The sequence below is a fragment of the Blastococcus sp. TF02A-35 genome, assembly GCF_004571075.1.
Lineage (GTDB): Bacteria > Actinomycetota > Actinomycetes > Mycobacteriales > Geodermatophilaceae > Blastococcus.
Map to the genome: position 1 here is coordinate 88,069 of NZ_SPQP01000006.1, position 21,148 is coordinate 109,216.

Here is a 21,148-nt window from a genome sequence, read left to right on the forward strand (position 1 = left end):
AGGCGGCGCCTTCCTGCTTGTTCGGTGGGCAGCAGTGCTTCGTCATCCGTGCCGTCACGCGACCGTGACGTCGGGAAGAGCACGCTCTCTGACCTGGTGGAGAACGGTCACGATGCCGTCAACCTCTTCCTCGGAGAAGATCGAGTCCGGGCCGTGGGGCGCGCTGTCAGTGAACGGCGATTCGTAGAGACGGCCCACGTCCATGACCCCGTTCGCGGTCAGGTGCTCGACGATGAGCTGGACGAACCGCATCTGGTTGACCGAGTACACGCCGTCGGACAGGTAGCGGTCGAACGCGGCGGTCGCGGCCTCGCGGTCGAGGCCAACCAGGGAGCGGATGAACAGCCCAAGCCCGTGGGACTCCTCGCGGGCGCGGGCGATGTCGACCTCGCTGCCGGCGCCGGACTCCACCAGCATCGCCTCCAGCGACGCCAGGTCCTCCGGTGTCAGCTGAAGGTTGCGGCGAAGACGCTGTATGGCCAGGTGGTCTTCGTGGTCGCGGAGGTAGGCCCGGGCCTTCGCACGGAACCGTTCCCAGTTGGTGCCGGGGGTGACGCCGGGCAGTTCGATGATGCTGCTCTCGCCGAGCTCGTCGGCGAAGTTGGAGTAGACGACGGCGCGCCGGGACTTCTCCACGAAGCGCACGAGCGCGCGGATTCGGCGCCGGGCGAGCTCGAGCATCGGGAGGGTGACGTCGACCCACCATTCGTCGCCGGACAGCTCCTCGAGGAGCTGCTGCTGGGCCTTGACCGAGGGGATCCCGGTCTGACCGAGCAGGGCGGCGGTGATGTCCTGCACCTGCGTGCGCAGCCGCTCGAACTGGATGGCATCGCCGTCGAGGCGGGCCAACTGCAGTCGCAGCAGGATCAGGTCGAAGCGTTTGGCGTCCTCGTCGTCGTCCCGCTTGGTGGAGGGCAGGCCGGCGAGGTGGTGCGCGATGTCGCCGGCCTTCTCCGGGGTCAGCGGGTGCCAGGCGCCCCAGTTGGAGTACGTCTCGACCCACTGCCGGGCCGGGCGGACCAGGAAGTTGTCGACGTTCATGCCGACCACCACCTCGTGCAGCGTCCAGGCCACGTCCACGCGCAGGCCGCGTTCGCTGACCTCACCCTGGCCGACCTCGGGGTGACCGCCGGAGTCGGCGCCGACGCCGGTCTTGTCCAGTGCGGCGAGCAGTCCCAGGCGGGCCTCGAACAGCCGCTCGGCGAGCGACTTCTGCAGCGAGCCGCCGGAGTCGGGCAGGTTCTGGCTGAAGAACTCGAGGTTGCCGCAGAAGTCGAAGACGTAGAAGTTCTTCTTGTCCTCCCCCGGCCCGTAGAGGTCGGGACACAGGCGGGTGCCGCGGCCGATCATCTGCCAGAACTTGCTCTTGGCGCGCACCAGTTTGAAGAAGACCAGGTTGACGACCTCGGGGACGTCGATGCCGGTGTCGAGCATGTCGACGGAGATGGCTATGTGCGGCGCCTTGTCCTTGATCGAGAAGTCGTCGATGAGGTTCTGGGCGTAGGTCACCGAGTGGGTGATGACGCGGGCGAAATGGCCGGCGTACTCGGGGTAGTTGGCGTCGAAGCGCTTCTGGATGAACTCGGCGTGGGCCTGGTTCTTGGCGAAGATGATGCTCTTGCCGAGCCGGTCGCCGCCGGCGACCTTGTGGCCGTTCTGCATGAGGGTGGCGAGGACCTTGTCGACGGTGTCGGCGTTGAAGAGGAACTTGTTGAGCTCCTCGGCCGCGACGGCGTCGGGGATGTCGCCGTCCTCGTTCCACTCCAGGGAGTCCCAGTCGTCCTTCTCCTGCTCGCTGAGCTCGTTGTAGCGGATGCCTTCCCGGAGGAACTTGGTGGGCACCGACACCGCCACGGGGGGCACGAGATAGCCCTCGGCAACGGCCTCGTCGAGGCTGTAGGCGTCGGTGGGCACCCCGTCTTCGAGGTTGAACAGCGTGTAGGTGTTGCGGTCGACCTCGTCCTTGGGCGTGGCGGTCAGGCCGACCAGCAGGGAGTCGGACCAGGAGAAGATCGCGCGGTACTTCTGGTAGACCGACCGGTGGGCCTCGTCGACGACGATAAGGTCGAAGTAGCCGGGCCCGAACAGCCTCCTACCCGCGTCGGTCTCGTTGATCAGGTTCATCATGGTCGGGTACGTCGAGACGTACACCCGGCCGTCGGCGACCTGCTCGGTGACCAGGTTGACCGTGGTCGCGCGGGGCAGATGGGTCTTGAACGCCCCGACGGCCTGGTTGACCAGGGCGGTGCGGTCGGCAAGGAACAGCACCCGCTTGACCCACCCGGCGCGCATCAGCTGATCGACCAGCGCGATGACCGTTCGGGTCTTGCCGGACCCGGTGGCCATCACGAGCAGCGCGGCCCGCTGCTTGGCGGTGAACGTCGCCCCCACTGTCCGGATCGCGCGCTGCTGGTAGTGCCGGCCGACGATCGCCTTGTCGATGTCCGCGTCAACGAGCGGCAGGCGGCCGGTGCGGCGCTGCACCATCAGTTCCAGCTCGTCGGCGGTGAAGAAGCCCTCGACCCGGCGCGGCGGGTAGCCGGCGGCGTCGTCCCACAACCAGGTCTGGTAGCCGTTGGTGTACAAGATCACCGGCCGGCGGCCGGTCATCTGCTGCAGGCAGTCCGCGTACAGCTTGGCCTGCTGTTGGCCTACCGCCGGCTCGGCGGTGGTCTTCTTCGCCTCCACCACCGCGAGCGGCAGCCCGTCGCTGCCCCACAAGACGTAGTCGACGAAGCCTTTGCCCTCAGCGTTGGGCATGCCGGTGACCTCGAACTCGCGGTCCCGAGCATCGGTGAGCTGCCAGCCCGCCTCGCGGAGAAGTTCGTCGATGATGAGGTCGCGGGTCTGAGCTTCGGAGTAGTCGTGCGTGTCAGTCAGCGTGGTTGCGGCTTGCGCCGCCTTGATCTGCTGGCGCAGCGCTTCGATCTCGGCGTCCTTCGCCGCCGCAAGGTCGTCCCGCTCCTTGAGCGCACGGGCATTGGCCTCGTCCTGCTGGCGGAACTTCTCCGCAAGCTTGACGACATCGGCTCGACTTAGCGGCGCCTGACTACCTGCGAGCTTCGGATCAAACACCGCCCCGGTCGGCACTGCCGCCGGGTTGGCGGAGTAGCGGAACGCCGTCCACACGACCACGTGGTGCAACTCCCGCAGTACATCCACCGCGACCCGGGCGGGGATGGGCTGCACGTCATGAACCGCGCGGTTGCCTAGCCTGCGGAGCAGATTGAGCTTCTGCCCAATGCCGACGCCAACCCGCCGCTGAAAGGCTGGCTCGTTGATCCGGGCCGACAGGTCGTCCTTGTACGGCTCGGGCAACGCGTCGACGTCGTAGATGAGCCCGACCACCTGCTCCGCCGCCCGGCGGGCATAGAAACAGGCCGACCGCGGGTCGGAGGCGAGGTAAGCCTCGGCCTGTACGCAATCCGCGTGGACCTGCGGCCACTGAGCCTCAACGAAGCCAAAGTTGCTCACTGCCGACTCTCCGAAACGCGTCGCAAGACCATAAGGGCACCGGAACGACAAGTCCTCATAGCCGCCCCGACACCGCGGCAGCCTGTAGGCAGTCCTCCAGCTGACTCAGAGCCTCATGCGAACGCAGAGCCCCTAGCCTGGCCGCTCTGATCGCGCCCAATCGCCGCACGAAGTCCAACTGCTGGGCCATTGGGGGAGCGAAGACCGAGAAAGCCTTGATGTCCTTCAGATTCACGGTCTTCTGGGCGGCACCCCGGGCAGCCACGTCGGCTTGCCTCTTCACCTCTGGGGCCGCCAGCTGCGCAGCCAAGAACTCGGGATGGATAAGTTCGCGCCGCGGCTTGAGATGCGCAATGTGTCGCTGAAACGCAAACTTCCGCTCGCTACGAACAACAACGGGGACACCGTACGAGCCGACTGTGGAGTAAAGGACATCTCCGACCTCGATGGGACAGCGAGCCGTCAGTTCTGCATGCGTATCGCCGGAGATGAACTTACTCGTCGTAAAGTTGATCTCACCTGACGTGATGTTGCTGACGAACAGAAATGGGTGCCCCTCCTTCGCCCATTCCGGGGACTGGTGGGTGCCATCTGTAATCCGCACACACAGATCTGCCAGCGGCAGAAGTCTTTGCGGGCCCCCGCCGAACATGTCTCGAAACACGGACTGAGCAAGATCCTCAAGTCGGCCTACAACTGCAGCGCGATTCATCGACAAGGCGCCTGCCCGATCTAGGATCGTCGCGATACGTCGCTGCTCATCGAGGGTTGGAACTGGAATCTTGACGCGGGCGACCGTAGACTTTGAGAGCTCTTTGAACGTGGCACCATTGCCGAGCGACTGCAAATAGGCCTTGCTACCCCTCAGCCAGTGATACAGGTACTTCGGGTCCAAGACGTCGCTATCCGGCATCAGGCTCTTGAAGCCTTGGTTCGTCGCCATCGGAATCGTGTTGATCGCGACGTGGCCGATGGGGGCCCGGGAGCTGAGAAGCACCGAACCCACTGGAAGGAGCTTCGCCGAGCAACTGGCAAGCCCAGCCGCTGTCAGCTTGCGCGGCGTGGAATCGATGTACGCCCCGCTGAGCTGACTCAGATCGGCCGGCGTGGCCCAATCGATATCTCCGCCCCAGAACTCAGGGACAGAGCTACTGGGCGTCGCTCCCGAAACAATCTCACAACACTCCCCAAGCGCTATCATCTTCATGAAAGCATTGCCTTCAGATCTGCCAGGTCCTTCCGAATCTGATCTTCCAGGCTTTCAATCTCTGCGACGATCTCCAACGGCGGACGCTGTTCACTCTCATGGTGGACAACCTGCTGGTAGCGATTCAGCGAGAAATCGTAGTCTTGGGCGGCAATCTCGGACTTCGGTACGCAGAAACTGCGCTCGGTACGCTCACGCTTTCGCTCCTGGGCATTCCGCTCCTGCCATCGTGCGAGCACGTCGGGAAGGTCATTGGCTTCGGTTGGGGTGCGCTTATCGTCGAGACTGAAGCCGTCTGCCTTTACGTCGTAGAACCACACGTCCTCAGTACCGCCACTGTTGGTCTTGGTGAACAGCAGGATGGCTGTGGAGACGCCGGCGTAGGGCCTGAAGACCCCGGACGGGAGCTTGACCACGGCGTCGAGCTTCTGGTCCTCGACCAGGATCCGCCGTAGGGCCTTGTGCGCAGTTGACGACCCGAAGAGAACTCCGTCGGGCACGATGACCGCTGCCCGCCCACCAGGCTTGAGCAGCCGCAGGAACAGCGCGAGGAAGAGCAGCTCGGTCTTCTTGGTCTTGACCACGCGCTGCAGGTCCTTCGACGTTGACTCGTAGTCGAGGCTGCCCGCGAATGGTGGGTTCGCCAGAATCAGCGAGTAGATGCCTTCCTCGCCCGCCGCTCCCTCGGACAAGGAGTCGCGATAGCGGATGTCCGGCTGCTCGACCCCGTGCATCAGCATGTTCATGCTGCCGATGCGCAGCATGGTGGAGTCGAAGTCGTAGCCGTGGAACATGCTGCGGTGGTAGTGCTGCCGCTGCTGCTCATCGGTCATGACCGTGGGGTGCTCGTGGCGCACGTACTCGGAGGCGGCGACGAGGAAGCCCGCGGTGCCGCACGCAGGGTCACAGATCTCGTCCGACGGCTGGGGAGCGGTCATCGCGACCATGAGCTGGATGATGTGCCGGGGAGTGCGGAACTGGCCGTTCTGACCGGCTGAGGCGATCTTGCTGAGCATGTACTCGTAGAGGTCGCCGTTGGTGTCGCGGTCTTGCATGGGAACGTCGTCGAGCATGTCGACGACGCGGGAGAGCAGCGCCGGGGTCGGGATGGTGAACCGGGCGTCCTTCATGTGCTCGGAGTAGGTGGACCCGTCGCCGCCTAGCCGGCGCAGGAACGGGAAGACGCCTTCGCCGATGACCTGGTGCATGACCCCGGGCTCGAAGTCCTTGAACCGGGACCAGCGCAGGCCCGCCTCGCTGGGCTGGAAGATCGGGTCCTCGATCGGCTTGCCGGTGCGGTTGGCCTTGCGCTCCTTCAGCGTCTGGAGGTCGTCGAGCCGACGGATGAAGAGCAGGTAGGTGATCTGCTCGATGACCTCGAGGGGGTTGGAGATGCCTCCGGACCAGAAGACGTCCCAGACTCTGTCGATCTTGCTCTTGAGCTCGCCCGTGATCACGCTGACGCCTCTGTCATCGACGCCACCCGTCGCACTGGGTCGCAGAACTGGTCTGCTGCCGTGAACGGCACGGCCTGGAACTTCAGCGGTTCGTACTTCTTTGCGCGCGGCGGCACGTGCAACTCCCTCGGTTCAGTTCAAGCACAGGCACGGTAGCCCGACGGCCTCCACACAGTGGACAACCGGACACGGTCGGTCACGCCAACGAGCGGTTCACCTCCTTTCGGCGTCGGCAGACGACGTCGACGAGTTCCAGCGCAACTGGGCCTTCGACCGGAAGGAGAGCGGCCTCGGCAAGAGCGTGACCAGCAAGTGGATCTGCCCCGCCCGCGCCGGGCGCGCCGGCTGCCACGCCCTCGGCGCCGCGCAGGGCGAGGCGGCCACCCAGCTGGGGCTGCCGATCATCACCCCGCCGGAGGACCACACCACCCGCAAGTCCTGCACGAACAAGACGATGGACTTCACGCCCGACCCTGACGACGCGAACCACGAGCGCAAGCTGATGCAGCGTGAGTACTACGGCAGCCGCCGGTGGCGGCGGCTGTTCAAGCGGCGGGCGCTGGTCGAGGGAGTGTTCGGAATCCTCAAGAACGCCAGCCGGCAGCGACTGCGCCGCGGTCAGAACCGACTCCCCGGCCTGGCGATGGCCTCCATCGTCGCCGCGGTCAAGGCCAGCGTCTTCAACGAGGAGCAGCTCCGCAGCTGGCACGACCGCCCCGCCCGCGGCCCGGCCGACCACCCGCTGCTGCAGCCCGACCCGCCCTACTGGGGCTTCCGCGACCTGACGAAGGAGGAGGCGAAGGCCGTCGACGCCGAGCACCTGCGTCGCCTCCGCGGCGGCCACATGCAGCCGGTCCTCGAGGCTGCCTGACACCTGCGTGAGACGACGAACCGCCCCGGACCTGGAGGTCCGGGGCGGTTCGTCAATCTACGAAGAGTCTCCGCACAATCTGCGAAGACCTCAGGGGTGGAGGTGGCGGGAATCGAACCCGCGTCCTTCGACGCATCACCAGGGCTTCTCCGAGCGCAGTCCGCGTTGCCTCTGCTCGACCCCGTCGATCATGCGGACAAGTCGACGTGACGGGCCCAGTCGCTGTGTGATGTCCCGCCCGCGCCCGCGACCGGCACGTGCGGTGAGTCATCTAGCTGATGCCAGGATCCGGGCCGATGACGAACCCGGGCTGACAGACTCGCCTAGCTGCTATCAGGCAGCGAGAGCGAAGTCGCGCTGATTGGAATCGGCGCTTGTGTGTTTTCCAACGCGTGGTTAACGAGCTCATCGTTGGCTTCCTCGGCTCGCTTCCCCTGGTCACCCGACCGAAGTCGAGACCATTCACCCCCTGTGTAGTTGTGCAGACAGCGTAACGGCACGGGCAAGCGCCTTGTTCCTGCGCGTCCCCGCCGGCCGGGTCCCGCAGGCGCCCCGGACTCAGATCCAGTCGCGGCGCTTGAAGACGGCGTACAGCGTGACGCTGACCCCGGCCATCGCCACCAGCGCGAGCGGGTACCCCCAGGCCCAGTGCAGCTCGGGCATGTGGTCGAAGTTCATCCCGTAGACGGTGCCGACCAGCGTGGGCGCGAAGAGGATGGCCGCCCAGGCGGAGATCTTCTTGACCTCCTCGCCCTGCGCGATCGAGGCCTCGGTGAGCTCGCGGATCTCCTCGTTCTGCCGCTGCGCCACCAGGGTCGCGTTCACGGTGAGGATGTCGCGCAGCTGCAGCCGGAAGCCCTCCACCCGCTCGGTCACCTGGATGACGTGGTCGGCGACGTCGCGCAGGTAGCCGCGCAGCTCCTCGTCGACGCCGTACTTGTCGAAGCCCGCGGTGAGCGCGGCGATGATGCCCGACAGCGGCAGCGCGGCGCGCTGGAACTCCAGCACCTCCTGCGACAGCTCGTAGATGCGCCGGGAGACGCCGGGGTCGCCGCGGAAGACCTCGGTCTCGATCTCGTCGATGTCGTTGGCCAGCCCGTCGACCACCGGCCGGTAGCCGTCCACGACGGCGTCCAGCACCGCGTACAGCACCGCCTCGCTGCCCTTGGCGAGCAGGGCCGGCTCGCTCTCCAGCCGCCGTCGCACCCGCGAGAGGTCCGGCGACTCGCTGTGCCGGACGGTGATCGCGAAGTCGCGGCCGAGGAACAGGTGCAGCTCCCCGAACTCGACCTCCTCCGCCGCGTCCAGGTACCGGGCGGCCTTGAGGACGACGAACAGCGTGGAGCCGTACCGCTCGAACTTCGGCCGCTGGTGGGCCTTGATCGCGTCCTCGACGGCCAGCTCGGGCAGGTCGAACAGCTCGGCCAGCGACCCGAGCTCACCGGCGTCGGGCCGGTAGAGACCGAGCCAGGCCAGGCGGCCCTCCCCGAGCGCGAGCTCCTCGCGGCTCTCCTCCGCGGAGTCGGGCGTGGCCACCCGGCGGCCGTCGGAGTAGACGGCGTTGTCGACCATGCGCGAGGCCGCGGGGAGCTCGGAGGCGCGCGGCACCCGCGGGACGGCGGGCAGCAGCTCGACCCGCGGACGGCGGGTGAGGGTGGACAGGGCGGTCAGGGGCGCGCGGCGGCGCTCGGCCATGACGGACTCCCGGGGGGCGACGGGGACGGCGGGGGGCACCGGAGCGGTCCTCGCACGCCGCCGCGACCGGCGGCTACCGGTGGAGCCGGGGCGGGAGGACCTGGGGATCGGTACTGGGAGGCTCGGTGCGCATCAGCCGACCTCCCTCCCGAACGGGGCCGCCGTCCGTCGGGCAGCCGTCGTCCATGGTGTCACGCCGCCGGTCCGGCGGACTCGCCCGGCCGGGTGAGTCAGCCCACCGAGCCGAGGACGACCTCGACCATCACCGGCAGCAGGACCACGATCAGCAGCGCACCGAGGACGTCGAACGAGGCGCCCGACCGGATCATCTTGGTGATCGGCACGACGCCCGAGCCGTAGGCGATCGCGTTCTGCGGCGTGGACACCGGCAGCATGAACCCGAACGAGGCCGCGAAGGTGGCGGCCAGCGCGGGCACGAACGGGTTGATGCCGGCCGCCATCGCCACCGGGATGATGATCGGCACGACGACCGCCGCCGACGCCGTGTTCGACGTCGTCTCGCTGATGATGATCGCCAGGATCACCGCGAAGATCGTGATCGCGAACGTGCTGGTCAGGCCGAGCGAGTCGGCCGAGGCCTGGCCGATGGTCTCGGCGAGGCCGGTGCTGGCCAGCAGCGAGCCGAAGATGATGCCGGTCCCGAAGAGCAGGATCGTGCCCCAGTCGATCGTCGCCGCGTCGCTCCAGCGCAGCGTGAACTCGCGCGCCTTCCAGTCGGTGGGCAGCAGGAACAGCAGCGAGGCACCGAGCACGGCGATGATGCCCTCGTCCATGCGGTCGCTGATGGTGGCGTAGAGGTCGGAGTCGGTGCCGGCGGTCAGCGCGATGACGCCGGGGAAGATCCAGCAGGCCACGGTGACGGCGAAGGCGATGAGCGTGTTCTTCTCGGCGCGGGAGAACTTGCCGAGCTCGGCCCGCTCCTTCTGCACGTACTCGCTCACGCCCTCGATCCGGCGGATCTCGGGCTTGTTGAGCAGCAGCAGGACGACGGCGAGGGCGACGAACATGAGCGCGCAGATGGGCAGCGCCATGAGCATCCAGTCGAGGAACCCGATGCGCTCGCCGGTGGCCTCCTCGATGAGGCCTCGGCCGATCAGGTTCGGCGGCGTGCCGACCGGGGTGATCAGGCCGCCGACGCTGGCCCCGTAGGCGAGCATCAGCATGATCGCGACGCCCACCCGCAGCCGCAGCGGGTCGAAGTCCGGCTTCACCAGCTCCTTGTCCTGCAGCAGCTTGGCGATCACCGAGATGATGCCGAGCGCGGTCGGGAGCAGCATCGCGACGGTGGCGGTGTTGGAGACGAACGCCGAGAGCAGCGCGGTGATGGCGCCGAAGGCGATGACCACCCGGTAGGTCGAGGTGCCCACCCACTTCAGGGAGAGCACGAACATGGCGAACCGCCGGGCCAGCCCGTGCTTGAGCATGGCGGCGGCGAGGATGAAGGCGCCGATGAAGGTGAAGACCGTCGTCGAGCCGAACGGGGCCAGCGCGTCGTCGGCCGGCACCACGCCCAGGACCACGATCGCGGCGATGCCGATGAGGCCGCCGACGGGGATCGGCACCGGCTCGGTGATCCACAGGACGATGACGCCCAGCAGGATCGCCGCCAGCAGGTGCTGGTCGCGCGGCAGGTCGACGGGGAGCAGCGCGAAGAGGGCCGTCACCGCCGGGGCGAGGAAGAGCCCGACCGTGCGCCGGCCCTTCTCGAACCGCTCCTCGGCCGGGCTGAGCTCCTGCTCGCCGAGGCTGCGGTAGGTGGCGCTCCCGCGGAACGCCGCGTCGACGTCGGTCCGCTTGCCCTGCCCTGGTGCCCGCTCCGTTGCGGTCATGACGCCTCCCGCTGCTGAGATCCGACCCCGAACGATGGCACGCCCGCGACCGCGCGGCGACCTCTCCGCGGTGGCGCGGCGGAGCTGTCAGCGACCGAAGATGCCCTGGCCGAAGGCCCCGTTCGCGGTGATCTGCCGGGAGAGCCCCTTGCCCAGCTCGACCACCCGCGCGGTCCGCTCCGCGCCCAGCTGCAGCCACGGGTCGGCGGCGAGGGCGTCGGTCTGCACCTCGATGTGGGCGCGCAGCTGCTCGCCGTCGGCGGTGAGGCCGGCGTCGTCGAGCAGGCCGCGGTCGGCCAGGGCGGCGCACGCCGCCGACCACTGCTCGTCGCTCCACCCGCGGGTGGCCTTGGCGGCCTGCTCGGTGAAGCCGCGGCCGGTGGCCGAGTGGGTGACCAGCGCCTCGAGACCGGTCAGCCCGGCGTGCACCAGGACGGCGACGTGCCCGTCACCGCGGTGCTCGCGCAGCAGCGTGGCGCCGTGCCAGAGCACCAGCAGCGGCTCCTCCGGCCACGGCTGGTCGGCGTGCCCGGCGAACAGCGCGCGCCCCTCCGGGCTGAGCCCCGCGCAGGCCTCGCGGAGCAGCTCCCCCAGCTCGGCGACCTCCCGGGAGGCCGCGACCTCCTCCCCCAGCAGCCGGGTCAGCGAGGCGCGCGCCGCGTCCAGGCGGGCGGCCAGCACCTGCTCCGGCGAGGCGAGGGTCCACGCGCGCGGGACCATGTGCGCGACCAGGGACGGCGAGAAGTTGTAGAAGGTCGCCGTCACGACCCCGGCGCCCACCGCGCCCATGGCGGCGGCGCGGGCGGCGAAGTAGACCATCCGGCCCGGCTTGAGCCCCAGGGCAGCGAGGTGCTGGTCCTGCTCCGGTGCGAAGTACAGCTGCGAGTGCAGCGGGTCGACCGCGCGGTGGGCGCGGCCGACGAGGGCGGGGTCGAAGACGGGCTGATCGGCGCTGACCATGCGCCGCACCCTAGTCAGCCCGGACCGGCGGGAGCGAGAGCGACCAGGAGACCCGGGTGCGGACCGACCGGAAGCCGAGGCCCTCGTAGAGCCGCAGCGCGCCGGTGACGTTGTCGCTGTCGACGTCGAGGGCGGCGCGGGCGCAGCCGGCGTCGGCGCCCACCCGCAGGGCGCGGGCGATCATCGCCGAGGCGACCCCGCGCCCACGGGCGGCGGGCAGCACGCCGATCTGCCCGAGGACCACCTCGGCGTACCCCTTCGCGCGGGTGTCGGACTCGTAGACGTAGGCCAGCACGTAGCCCTGCACCGCGCCGTCGGCCACCGCGAGCACCGAGAGGTCGGGGCGGAAGGACCGCTGGCCGGTGAACAGCGACCGCCAGAACCCCTGCTCCACCTGGCTGGAGCCGTGGTGCTGGGTGAACGAGGCGTTGTGCGCGCGGCGCACGTCGTCGTCGCGGTCCCAGGTGAACGGCACGAGCGCGACCCCGTCGACCGGTCCCGCCGCGGGCAGGTCGGCCAGCGGCCGCTCCATCGAGCGGTACCAGCGCTCCGCCGTCAGCCCGCGGGCGGCGACCAGGCGCTCGAGGTCGGGCTGGGTGCCGAGCACGCCGACGACGAGGGTGGCCGGGGCCTCCGGATGGCGCTCGGCGTGCACCTCGGCCCCCCGCGCGAGCTGCCAGTCCAGGAGCGCGCCGCCGATCCCCCGCCCGCGGTGCGCGGGGTGCACCCGGCCGTCGAGCGCGATGCGGAAGGACTCCCCGACGGTGTCCCGGGCGGAGACGGTGGCGTACCCGGCGAGGGCGCCGTCGGCCCCCTGCACCGCGACCCCGTCACGGGCGAGGTCGAGGTTCCACCCGGCCCACTCCTCGGCCACGTCCTCGGTCTCGGCGTACTCGCCGGTGTCGTCACCGGGCTCGGCCGCGACCAGCAGCTCGGCCACCGCGGCGGCGTCGTCGGCCCGGAGCGGGCGGGCGGTCGGTCCGGCGGGGACGGCGGGGAGCTCGGGCACGGCTCGTGAGGCTAGGCACCCCGGCCCCGGCGGACCAACCGGTTTTCAGGTCCGGGTGAACAGGCAGAACGGGTGCCCGTCGGGGTCGGCGAAGATGCGGACGTCCTCGTGGGGGTCGGTGTACCCGTCGAGCAGGCGCGCGCCGGCCTCCTCGGCCACCGCGCACGCCGCGGCGAGGTCCTCGACCTGGAAGTCCAGGTGCACCTGCATCTGCTGGGTGCCCGGCTCCGGCGGCCAGACCGGCGGCACGTGGTCGGCCTCCAGCTGGAAGGACAGCCCCGTCCCGCCGTCCTCGGGCCGCAGCGCCGCCCACTCCGGCCCGTCGTCGCGCAGCGGCCAGCCGAGCAGCCGCTGGTAGAAGCGGGCGAGGCCGCCCGGGTCGGGGGTGCCGAGGACGGGTGCGGCCAGCCGGATACCCGGGATCATCCGTCGATCCTGAACAGCCGCGCCCCGTTCTGCCACAGGACGGCGCGCAGCCACTCCTCCCCCAGTCCCAGCCGGTGCAGCGCCTGCAGCTGGTGGGCGTAGGCGTAGGGGATGGACGGGAAGTCGCTGCCCAGCAGCACCTTGTCCCGCAGCGCCGCCAGCCGGGGCAGGTCGGCCTGGTCGAACGGCATGAGCCGCTCGGTGAAGTCGGTGGCGAACATCGTGGTGTCCAGGTGCACCCGCTCGTAGCGCTCGGCGAGGTCGAGGAAGTCGCGGTACTCGGGCATGCCGAGGTGCGCGATGACCAGCTGCAGCCGCGGGTACCGCTCGAGCAGGCCCTCCATGGGCGCCGGCCCGGTGTGCTCGCCGGCGAGCGGGCCGGAGCCGCAGTGGATGACCACCGGGGTGCCGGTCTCCTCCAGCCGGGCCCAGACGCCGTCGAGCAGCTCGTCCCGCGGGTCGAAGGCGCCGACCTGCACGTGCACCTTGAACACCCGGGCCCCGCGGTCGAGGGCCTCGGCCACGTAGCCGGCCGCACCCGGCTCGGGGAAGAACGTCGCCGACTGCAGCACCTGCGGGCGGGGAGCCGCGAAGGCGTGCGACCAGTCGTTGAGCCAGGCCGCCATCCCCGCCTTGTGCGGGTAGGGCAGCGTCGGGAACGCACGCACGCCCAGCCGGTCGAGGACGACGAGCCGCTCCTCCTCCGGCAGCCGGTAGGTCACCGGCCACGCGGGGCCGTAGTGCCGCTCGGCCTGCTCGAAGTAGTCCCAGACCTTGGCCTGCACTCGCTCGGGGAGGAAGTGCACGTGCACGTCCACCAGCCCGGGCAGGCCCAGCTCCCGCCAGTACCGCGGGACGTCGTCGTCCCCGGCCGGCGGACGGGTCACAGGGTCACGACCACCTTGCCGCGCACGTGGCCGCCGGCGACCAGCTCCTGCGCCTGGGCCGTCTGCTCCAGCGGGAACGCCTTGGCGACGGCGACCCGGAGCTGGCCGGCGTCGGCCATGCGGGCCAGCTCCTCCAGGTCGTGCCGCTCGGGCCGGACGAACACGTAGCGGCCGCCCATCTCGTTCACCGACGGGTCGACGACGCTGGCGATCCGCGAGACGTCGCGGACCTGCTTCGGGGCGTCGGCCAGGTAGTCCCCGCCGTTGAGGTCGAGGACGGCGTCGACCGGCTCGGAGAGCTGCTCGCTGATCGGGCCGGCCGAGTAGTCGAGCACCTCGGCGGCGCCGGCCTCCTTGAGGAAGCCGTGGTTGCGCGGGCTGGCGGTGCCGATCACGTGCGCGCCCAGGGCGACGGCGATCTGCACGGCGAAGAAGCCGACGCCACCGGCCGCGCGGTGCACCAGCACCCGGTCGCCCTCGCCGACGGCGAGCGCCTCGGTCAGCGCCTGGTAGGCGGTCAGCCCGGCGAGCGGGACGGCACCGGCCTCGGTGAAGGACAGCGACTCCGGCTTCAGCGCCAGGCACCGCTGCGGGGCGGGCACGAGCTCGGCCGCCGTCCCCCACTGCACGTCGTCGCGGCGGAGGTAGCCGAACACCTCGTCGCCGGGCGTGAAGTCCACGACCGCCGGGCCGACGGCCTCGACGACGCCGGCGAGGTCCCAGCCCGGGATGATCGGGAAGTTGTGCGGGAAGAAGGCCGCCAGGCCGCCCGCGCGGATGCCGATGTCGACCGGGTTGACGCCCGCGGCGCGGGTGCGGACCAGCACGGTGTCGGGGCCGACCGGGGGCTCGGGCAGGTCGTCGCGCAGCTGCAGGACCTCGACCCCGCCGAACCGGTCGTAGGCGATGCCCCTCATCGACGTCCCTTCACGTAGCGGCCGAAGGCCTTCTGGATCTCCCGACGCGAGTCGCGCTCGGCCATGTCGTGCCGCTTGTCGTAGGACTTCTTGCCCTTCGCCAGCGCGAGGGTGGCCTTGACCTTGCCGTCCTTGAAGTACAGGTCGAGCGGGACGAGCGTCAGCCCGCCCTCCTTGGTCTTGCCCAGCAGCTTGTCGATCTCGGACCGGTGCATCAGCACCTTCCGCTTGCGGCGGGGGGTGTGGTTGGTCCAGGTGCCCTGCACGTACTCGGGGATGTGGACGTGCTGGAGCCACACCTCGCCGTCGTCGATCGAGGCGAACCCGTCGACGAGCGAGGCACGGCCGGCACGCAGGCTCTTCACCTCGGTGCCGGTGAGCACCAGGCCCACCTCGTACGTGTCGAGGATCGAGTAGTCGTGCCGCGCCTTCTTGTTCTGGGCGATGAGCTTGCGCCCGGTCTCACGCGGCATGCCACCAGGCTACTGCGCGCCGCGATCTTGCCCCGCCCGAGCACGGGGGCGGGGGCTACAGGCGGACGTAGAGGCGCAGGGTCACGTAGGAGGCGACGCTGGCCAGCAGCACGCCGGCGGTGGTGATGATCGCGCCGGTCGCGATGACCTGGTCCCACTCGATGCCGGTGATGATCCCGGCCTTGATCGGACCGGCCAGCGTGCTGTCCACGAACGTCAGCTTGGTGACGACGAGGCCCGCCGTGGCGAGCAGACCACCGATGAGACCGGCCAGCGCGGCCTCGAGGATGAACGGCAGCTGGGTGTACCAGCGGGAGGCGCCGACCAGCCGCATGATGTTGGTCTCGTTGCGCCGGTTGAACGCGGCCAGCTGGATGGTGTTGGAGATCAGCAGCAGCGCGGCGGCGGCCTGCACACCGGCGACGGCGATCGTCGCGTTGCGGGCGCCGTTGAGCAGGCTGAACAGCCGGTCGAGGAAGTCGCCCTCGTCGCGCACCTGGTCCACGCCGGCCTCGCCGTTGGGGAACGCCGCGGCGATGACCGAGTACCGCTCGGGGTTCACCAGCTCCACGCGGAAGCTCTCCGGGAGCGCGTCCGGCGGGGTGTTCTCCACCAGCTCCGGCTGCTGGGCGAACTGCTGCTGGAACCGCTCGTAGGCCTCGTCGCGGGACTCGTAGATGAAGCTCTTGACCTCGTCGGAGGACTCGAGCTCGGTCTGGATGGCCTGCCGCTGCTCGTCGGTGACGTCGTCGGCCAGGAAGATGGAGACCTGCACCTTGTCGTAGTAGATCTCCTTCATGTCGGAGATCATCGAGGCGATCAGCAGGCCGGTGCCCATCAGGCCGAGCGAGATGGCCGTCGTGAGGATCATCGCGACCGTCATGGTCAGGTTGCGACGCAGCCCGGAGGCCACCTCGGAGAGCACGAAGTTGACGCGCATGGGTTCCCTGTCGTGGAGTTCGTTCGGACGCGGTCGGCGGGTGCTGCGGCGGCGGCCTAGCGGCCGACCCCGTACACACCGCGCGACTGGTCGCGGGTGAGGACTCCCCCGTTGAGCTCGATGACGCGGCGCCGCATGGAGTCGACGATGTGGTAGTCGTGCGTCGCCATGATCACCGTGGTGCCGGTCCGGTTGATCCGCTCGAGCAGCAGCATGATGCCCTCGCTCGTCTCCGGGTCCAGGTTGCCGGTCGGCTCGTCGGCCAGGAGCACCAGCGGCCGGTTGACGAACGCGCGGGCGATCGCGACCCGCTGCTGCTCACCACCGGAGAGCTCACCGGGGAGGCGGTTGGCCTTGCCCTCCAGCCCGACCATCTCCAGCACCTCGGGGACGACGCGCTTGATCGTCCGGTGGGGCTTGTTGATGACCTCGAGGGCGAAGGCGACGTTCTGGGCGACGGTCCGGTTCCGCAGCAGGCGGAAGTCCTGGAAGACGCAGCCCATGGTGCGGCGGAGCTTGGGCACCTGCCACTTGCTCATGGTGTTGAGCGTCTTGCCGTTCACGATGACGTTGCCCGAGGTCGGGTCGTCCTCCTTGAGCAGCAGCCGCAGGAAGGTCGACTTGCCCGATCCGGAGGACCCGATGAGGAAGACGAACTCGCCCTTGTCGATCTCGGTGGACACGTCGTCCAGGGCCGGCCGACCGCTCGCCGGGTAGAGCTTGGTGACGTGTTGCAGTTCGATCACGAGGCGCAACGGTACTAGCCCGGGACCTCGCTCAAGCGTCTTTGGCCGCGACCTGCCGGAGCCGATCTCGCGGACAGTCACGAAGCCCGCGCATCCGGCGGGTCGGCGGTGACGGACGGTCGCGTCCGGCTCCGCGGAGGACCGGAACGTGACCTCGCCTACACGGCCCGGCGACCCGGTCAGACCGCGACCGGCACCGGGCCCTCCGCCCGCCCCGGGGCCACCGGGACCACCTCGGCCCTCGCCCGCAGGTGCCAGGCGGTGGCCGCCAGCGTCGTCAGGAACACGAGCACGTAGAGGTTGCCGACGACGAGGGCCGCCGGGCCCGCGTCCAGCACCGGGGGCGCGCCGCTTGCGTCCGGCGGGTCGGCGAGGGCCAGCACCCAGGGGAAGGTCAGCGGCAGCAGCGCCGTCGGCGCGAGCCACACCAGGTCCCGGCGGGCCCACCGCGGGCGCAGCAGGACACCGCCGAGGAAGACGGCCAGCGGCACCAGCCACACCCAGTGGTGCCCCCAGGTCCAGGGCGAGACCGTCGCCCCGCACATGCCGCAGAGGGCGACGGCGAGGACCCGCTCCCCCGCCCGGTACGCCCGTGCGGCGAGCAGGAAGGTCACCGCCACCACGGCGGCCGCGGCGGCCATCCACAGCAGCTGGGCGACCGGCTGCGACAGCCCGCTGCGCAGCAGCAGCCCCCGCAGCGACTGGTTGTGCGTGGAGGTGACGTCGGCGTAGACCCGGGTGGGGTCGGCGAACGTGCCGCCCAGCCAGAAGGTCACCGACGGCCCGGGGAGCAGCACGAGGCCGACGAGCACGGTGCCGGCGAACGCCACGACGCTGGTCACCGCGGCACGCAGCCGGCGGGTCACGAGCAGGTAGCCGACCAGCAGGAACGGGGTCAGCTTGATCCCCGCGGCGATGCCGATCCCGATGCCGACGGTGCGGCGGCTCTCCCGGCCCAGCAGGTCCCACAGCACCAGGGCCATGAGCAGCAGGTTGACCTGCCCGAGGAACAGCGTGGCGTGCACGGCCTCGGTGGCCAGCAGCACGCCGGCGGTCCCGCCGGCCAGCAGCAGGCGCTGCCCGCGGCCGACCCGCAGCGGGGTGGCCTGCCAGCAGCGCAGCGCGCACCAGACGAGCAGCGCCGCGTTCAGCAGCGCCACCGCGACGGTCGCGGCGGCCGGGGTGAGCATCGCCAGCGGCGTGAAGAGCAGGGCGGCGAACGGGGTGTAGGTGAAGAGCATGTCGCCGCGGAAGACCGGGCCGTCGTAGAGGGCGCCGCCGTCCAGCGCGAGCTGCCCGCCGGCCCGGTAGACCGCCAGGTCGATGGTCTCCGCCCCGGTCGACTGCACGACCACGGCCAGCCCGAACAGGCAGGCGAGCGCGGCCGCCACCTGCACCCCGGGCCTCATTCGGCACCCCGGCAGCCGGCGAGCACCGGAGCGATCGCCAGGACGTCGGCCGAGGGGCCGGGACCGGTGGCATCGTCGCGACGCGGCGCGTAGGTGACGGTGGAGACGAAGAAGAACCGGGCGAGGAACGCGACGGCGAGGGTGACCGCCTGGGCCAGCACCGACGGGACGGCCAGGAGCTCGACCAGCAGCGCCAGCAGCGGCAGCCGGGCCAGCGCGTCGGCGTTGTTGTAGAGCAGCGAGTGCAGGGCGCGCATCCACCGGCCGTGCCGGCCGTCGCGCAGGTCGGCGAAGACGAAGCGCTCCTGCAGCACGAAGTTGTGCACGATCGCGATCTCGGTGGCCAGGACCGCCGAGGGCAGGTAGTGCAGGCCCGCCTCGCGCATGAGCAGCCACATCAGCGCCAGGTTGACCACGGTGCCCAGCGCACCGACCGCGGCGAAGCGCGCCATGCGGCCCATGCGCAGGGCGGCCATCTGGCGCAGGAACTGCGCCCCGTTGCGCCAGGACGCCTTGCTGGCGCCGTCGTGGCGCTCCCCGAAGAGGAAGGGCACCTCCCGGACCCGCAGGTCGTGCCGGGCCAGGATCTCCAGCAGGATCTTGAACCCGCGCGGGCGCAGCCGGTCCAGCTGGACGGCGTCCCGGCGGACGCAGAAGAAGCCGGTCATGGGGTCGGTGCAGACCCGCCCCACCCGGCGCGGGAAGCAGGAGCGGGCGAGCAGGGTCGAGCCGCTGGAGACCGCCCGCCGCCACGACGAGGACAGCCCGGAGGCGTCACCAGCGCCGCAGTACCGGCTGGCCACCACCAGGTCCACGCCCTCGCTGCGCTCGCGCAGCAGCGGCACCAGCTCGGGCGGGTGCTGCAGGTCGCCGTCCATGACCACCACGTGCTCCCCGCGGGCGGCGGCGATCCCGGCGGCCACCGCACCGGCCAGGCCGCCCTGCCGCTCGTCCGGCGCGCGGTGCAGGAGCCGGACCGGGAGGGCGCTGGACAGCGCGGCGAGACGCACCGCGTCGGCCGTCCCGTCGGTCGAGTCGTCGACGAACAGGACCTCGACGTCGTGCCGTCCGGGGAGTGCCTCGCCGAGGCGGCGGAGGAGCTCGGCGACGTTCCCCTCTTCGTTGAACGTCGGGACGACGACGGTCAGGTCCACGCTGGGCGTCTCCAGGGGCTGGTCGCGGGGCACCCGCCGGCCCGCTCACGAGCGCCGCTCGCAGACGGGCCGGACGGTCACGGCCCGGCGACGGTGCCACGCCGGGCACGCCCCCGGAGGGACGACGCGAGGGGCGCCGTCACGGCAGTCACACCGCTCCCCACGGGCACCGCCCGCACCCGTCGGCGCGCTCCACGCGAGCGCGCCGGACCCTCCCGGCGGTCAGTTCGCCGGGGTCGCCTCCTGCTGCCGGCGCCAGCGGATGCCCGCCTCGATGAAGGCGTCGATCTCGCCGTCGAGCACCGCGGTGGTGTTGCCCGTCTCCTGGTCGGTCCGCAGGTCCTTGACCATCTGGTACGGGTGCAGGACGTAGGAGCGCATCTGGTTGCCCCAGCTGCTGCCCTCGCCCTTCAGCGCGTCCATCTCCGCCTTCTGCTCCTGCTGGCGGACGACGAGCAGGCGGGCCTGGAGCACGCGCAGCGCGGCGGCGCGGTTCTGGATCTGGCTCTTCTCGTTCTGGCAGGAGACCACGATGCCGGTCGGGATGTGCGTCATCCGGACGGCGGAGTCGGTGGTGTTGACGCTCTGCCCACCCGGGCCCGACGAGCGGAAGACGTCGACCCGGATCTCGTTCTCCGGGATGTCGACGTGGTCGGTCTGCTCGACGACGGGCAGCACCTCGACCCCGGCGAAGGAGGTCTGGCGGCGGCCCTGGTTGTCGAAGGGCGAGATCCGCACCAGCCGGTGGGTGCCCTGCTCCACCGACAGGGTGCCGTACGCGTAGGGCACCTTCACCGAGAAGGTGGCCGACTTGATGCCGGCCTCCTCCGCGTAGCTGATGTCGAGGACCTCGGTCGGGTACTTGTGGCGCTCGGCCCAGCGCAGGTACATCCGCATGAGCATCTCGGCGAAGTCGGCGGCGTCGACACCGCCGGCCTCCGACCGGATCGTCACCAGCGCCTCGCGGGAGTCGTACTCACCCGAGAGCAGGGTGCGGACCTCGAGCTCGTCGAGCTGCTTGCGCAGCGCCTCCAGCTCGCGCTCGGCCTCGGCGGCCGTGCCCGCGTCGTCCTCCTCGACCGCCATCTCGTGCAGCACGGCGACGTCGTCGAGCCGGCTGCGCAGCTCCTCGACACGACGCAGGTCGCCCTGCATGTAGGAGAGCCTGGAGGTCAGCGCCTGGGCGGCCTCGACGTCGTCCCAGAGGTCGGGGGCGGCGGCCTGCTGCTCGAGCTCGGCCACCTCCCGGCGCAGCTTGTCGACGTCGAGGACGGCCTCGATCGACTTCAGGGTCGTGTCGAGCTCGTCCAGGACGACGGAGAAGTCAGCAGCCACGTCGACCCAGGGTAGTGCGCCTGCGCCAGGGGTAGGCAGGCATGCCATGACCGAGCCGCGCGAGCACCGCTCACGGGAGGACTACGAGCGAGGCCTTCCCGACCACCACGACCCGACGGCGGGCCTCGGCGGAGCCGCGCCCGCGCAGTCGGCGCTCACGCTGCGGGCCGTGCTGGCCGGCTTTGGGCTCGTCGCCTGCCTCGTGCTCGGCGGGCTCGTGCTGGCCACCGAGCTGCCGGACTGGGGCGCCGTCGCGCTCTTCCTCCTCGCCGCCGTCGCCGCGGTCGACCTCGCGGTCGTGCTGCGACGCAAGGCGCGCGGCGAGCCGGGCTGACCGG

Annotated in this window: 18 protein-coding genes and 1 other RNA gene; 2 read left to right on the forward strand and 17 right to left on the reverse strand. The window is 70.3% G+C overall.

Annotated features, from left to right (window positions below; all coding sequences use genetic code 11):
• Positions 1-54 precede the first annotated feature (54 nt).
• Genes E4P43_RS04475 through E4P43_RS04485 form a run of 3 tightly spaced genes read right to left on the reverse strand, consistent with a single transcriptional unit; the run spans position 55 to position 6,138 of the window.
• Complete coding sequence (locus E4P43_RS04475) at positions 55-3,474, reverse strand: DEAD/DEAH box helicase family protein (protein WP_135144217.1); 3,420 nt, start codon at positions 3,472-3,474, stop codon at positions 55-57.
• Between the two features lie 55 nt (positions 3,475-3,529).
• Positions 3,530-4,681, reverse strand: coding sequence for a restriction endonuclease subunit S (locus tag E4P43_RS04480; protein ID WP_135144218.1), 1,152 nt, complete (start codon positions 4,679-4,681; stop codon positions 3,530-3,532).
• Positions 4,678-6,138, reverse strand: coding sequence for a class I SAM-dependent DNA methyltransferase (locus tag E4P43_RS04485; RefSeq protein WP_135144219.1), 1,461 nt, complete (start codon positions 6,136-6,138; stop codon positions 4,678-4,680). Before E4P43_RS04485 ends, E4P43_RS04480 begins: the two co-directional genes overlap by 4 nt.
• 301 nt (positions 6,139-6,439) lie before the next feature.
• Between E4P43_RS04485 and E4P43_RS04490 the strand changes: the two genes are divergently transcribed.
• The gene (locus E4P43_RS04490; RefSeq protein WP_135144220.1) at positions 6,440-7,009 is read left to right on the forward strand and encodes a hypothetical protein; all 570 of its coding nucleotides are present in this window, start codon (positions 6,440-6,442) and stop codon (positions 7,007-7,009) included.
• A 94-nt stretch (positions 7,010-7,103) separates the two neighbouring features.
• Here the strand turns inward: E4P43_RS04490 and ssrA are convergent.
• The 14 genes from ssrA to prfB form a co-directional block, all read right to left on the reverse strand.
• Positions 7,104-7,479, reverse strand: a transfer-messenger RNA (tmRNA) gene (gene ssrA / locus E4P43_RS04495).
• A gap of 88 nt (positions 7,480-7,567) precedes the next feature.
• Complete coding sequence (locus tag E4P43_RS04500) at positions 7,568-8,743, reverse strand: magnesium and cobalt transport protein CorA (protein ID WP_245158930.1); 1,176 nt, start codon at positions 8,741-8,743, stop codon at positions 7,568-7,570.
• Positions 8,744-8,934: 191 nt separating this feature from the next.
• A complete protein-coding gene (locus tag E4P43_RS04505; protein ID WP_135144221.1) occupies positions 8,935-10,554 on the reverse strand; it encodes a DASS family sodium-coupled anion symporter in 1,620 nt (539 codons plus the stop codon).
• Between the two features lie 87 nt (positions 10,555-10,641).
• Positions 10,642-11,514 (reverse strand): hypothetical protein, encoded by an 873-nt coding sequence (locus E4P43_RS04510; RefSeq protein WP_135144222.1) that lies wholly within the window; start codon positions 11,512-11,514, stop codon positions 10,642-10,644.
• Positions 11,515-11,524: 10 nt separating this feature from the next.
• Entirely contained in the window at positions 11,525-12,523 is a 999-nt protein-coding gene (locus E4P43_RS04515; RefSeq protein ID WP_135144223.1) for a GNAT family N-acetyltransferase, read from the reverse strand.
• Positions 12,524-12,568: 45 nt separating this feature from the next.
• On the reverse strand, positions 12,569-12,949 hold the full coding sequence (locus E4P43_RS04520; RefSeq protein WP_135144224.1) for a VOC family protein: 381 nt from the start codon (positions 12,947-12,949) through the stop codon (positions 12,569-12,571).
• Complete coding sequence (locus E4P43_RS04525) at positions 12,946-13,836, reverse strand: amidohydrolase family protein (protein ID WP_135144225.1); 891 nt, start codon at positions 13,834-13,836, stop codon at positions 12,946-12,948. Before E4P43_RS04525 ends, E4P43_RS04520 begins: the two co-directional genes overlap by 4 nt.
• Positions 13,833-14,753 carry an NADP-dependent oxidoreductase gene (locus E4P43_RS04530; protein WP_135144226.1) on the reverse strand — a complete coding sequence of 307 codons (921 nt, stop codon included), beginning with the start codon at positions 14,751-14,753 and terminating at the stop codon, positions 13,833-13,835. The genes E4P43_RS04525 and E4P43_RS04530 overlap by 4 nt, the downstream gene beginning before the upstream one ends.
• Positions 14,750-15,226: an SsrA-binding protein SmpB gene (gene smpB, locus E4P43_RS04535; protein ID WP_135144227.1), complete on the reverse strand. Its 477-nt coding sequence runs from the start codon at positions 15,224-15,226 to the stop codon at positions 14,750-14,752. The genes E4P43_RS04530 and smpB overlap by 4 nt, the downstream gene beginning before the upstream one ends.
• Before the next feature lie 55 nt (positions 15,227-15,281).
• Positions 15,282-16,166 (reverse strand): permease-like cell division protein FtsX, encoded by an 885-nt coding sequence (ftsX, locus tag E4P43_RS04540; protein ID WP_135144228.1) that lies wholly within the window; start codon positions 16,164-16,166, stop codon positions 15,282-15,284.
• 56 nt (positions 16,167-16,222) lie between these two features.
• The gene (gene ftsE, locus E4P43_RS04545) at positions 16,223-16,912 is read right to left on the reverse strand and encodes a cell division ATP-binding protein FtsE (protein ID WP_135144229.1); all 690 of its coding nucleotides are present in this window, start codon (positions 16,910-16,912) and stop codon (positions 16,223-16,225) included.
• Positions 16,913-17,091: 179 nt separating this feature from the next.
• Positions 17,092-18,309 carry a glycosyltransferase 87 family protein gene (locus tag E4P43_RS04550; RefSeq protein ID WP_209313728.1) on the reverse strand — a complete coding sequence of 406 codons (1,218 nt, stop codon included), beginning with the start codon at positions 18,307-18,309 and terminating at the stop codon, positions 17,092-17,094.
• An 8-nt stretch (positions 18,310-18,317) separates the two neighbouring features.
• On the reverse strand, positions 18,318-19,508 hold the full coding sequence (locus tag E4P43_RS04555) for a GtrA family protein (protein ID WP_135144231.1): 1,191 nt from the start codon (positions 19,506-19,508) through the stop codon (positions 18,318-18,320).
• A gap of 189 nt (positions 19,509-19,697) precedes the next feature.
• Positions 19,698-20,810: a peptide chain release factor 2 gene (prfB, locus tag E4P43_RS04560; RefSeq protein WP_135144232.1), complete on the reverse strand. Its 1,113-nt coding sequence runs from the start codon at positions 20,808-20,810 to the stop codon at positions 19,698-19,700.
• A gap of 46 nt (positions 20,811-20,856) precedes the next feature.
• Between prfB and E4P43_RS04565 the strand changes: the two genes are divergently transcribed.
• Complete coding sequence (locus E4P43_RS04565) at positions 20,857-21,144, forward strand: DUF6343 family protein (RefSeq protein ID WP_135144233.1); 288 nt, start codon at positions 20,857-20,859, stop codon at positions 21,142-21,144.
• The last annotated feature ends 4 nt before the right edge of the window (positions 21,145-21,148 follow it).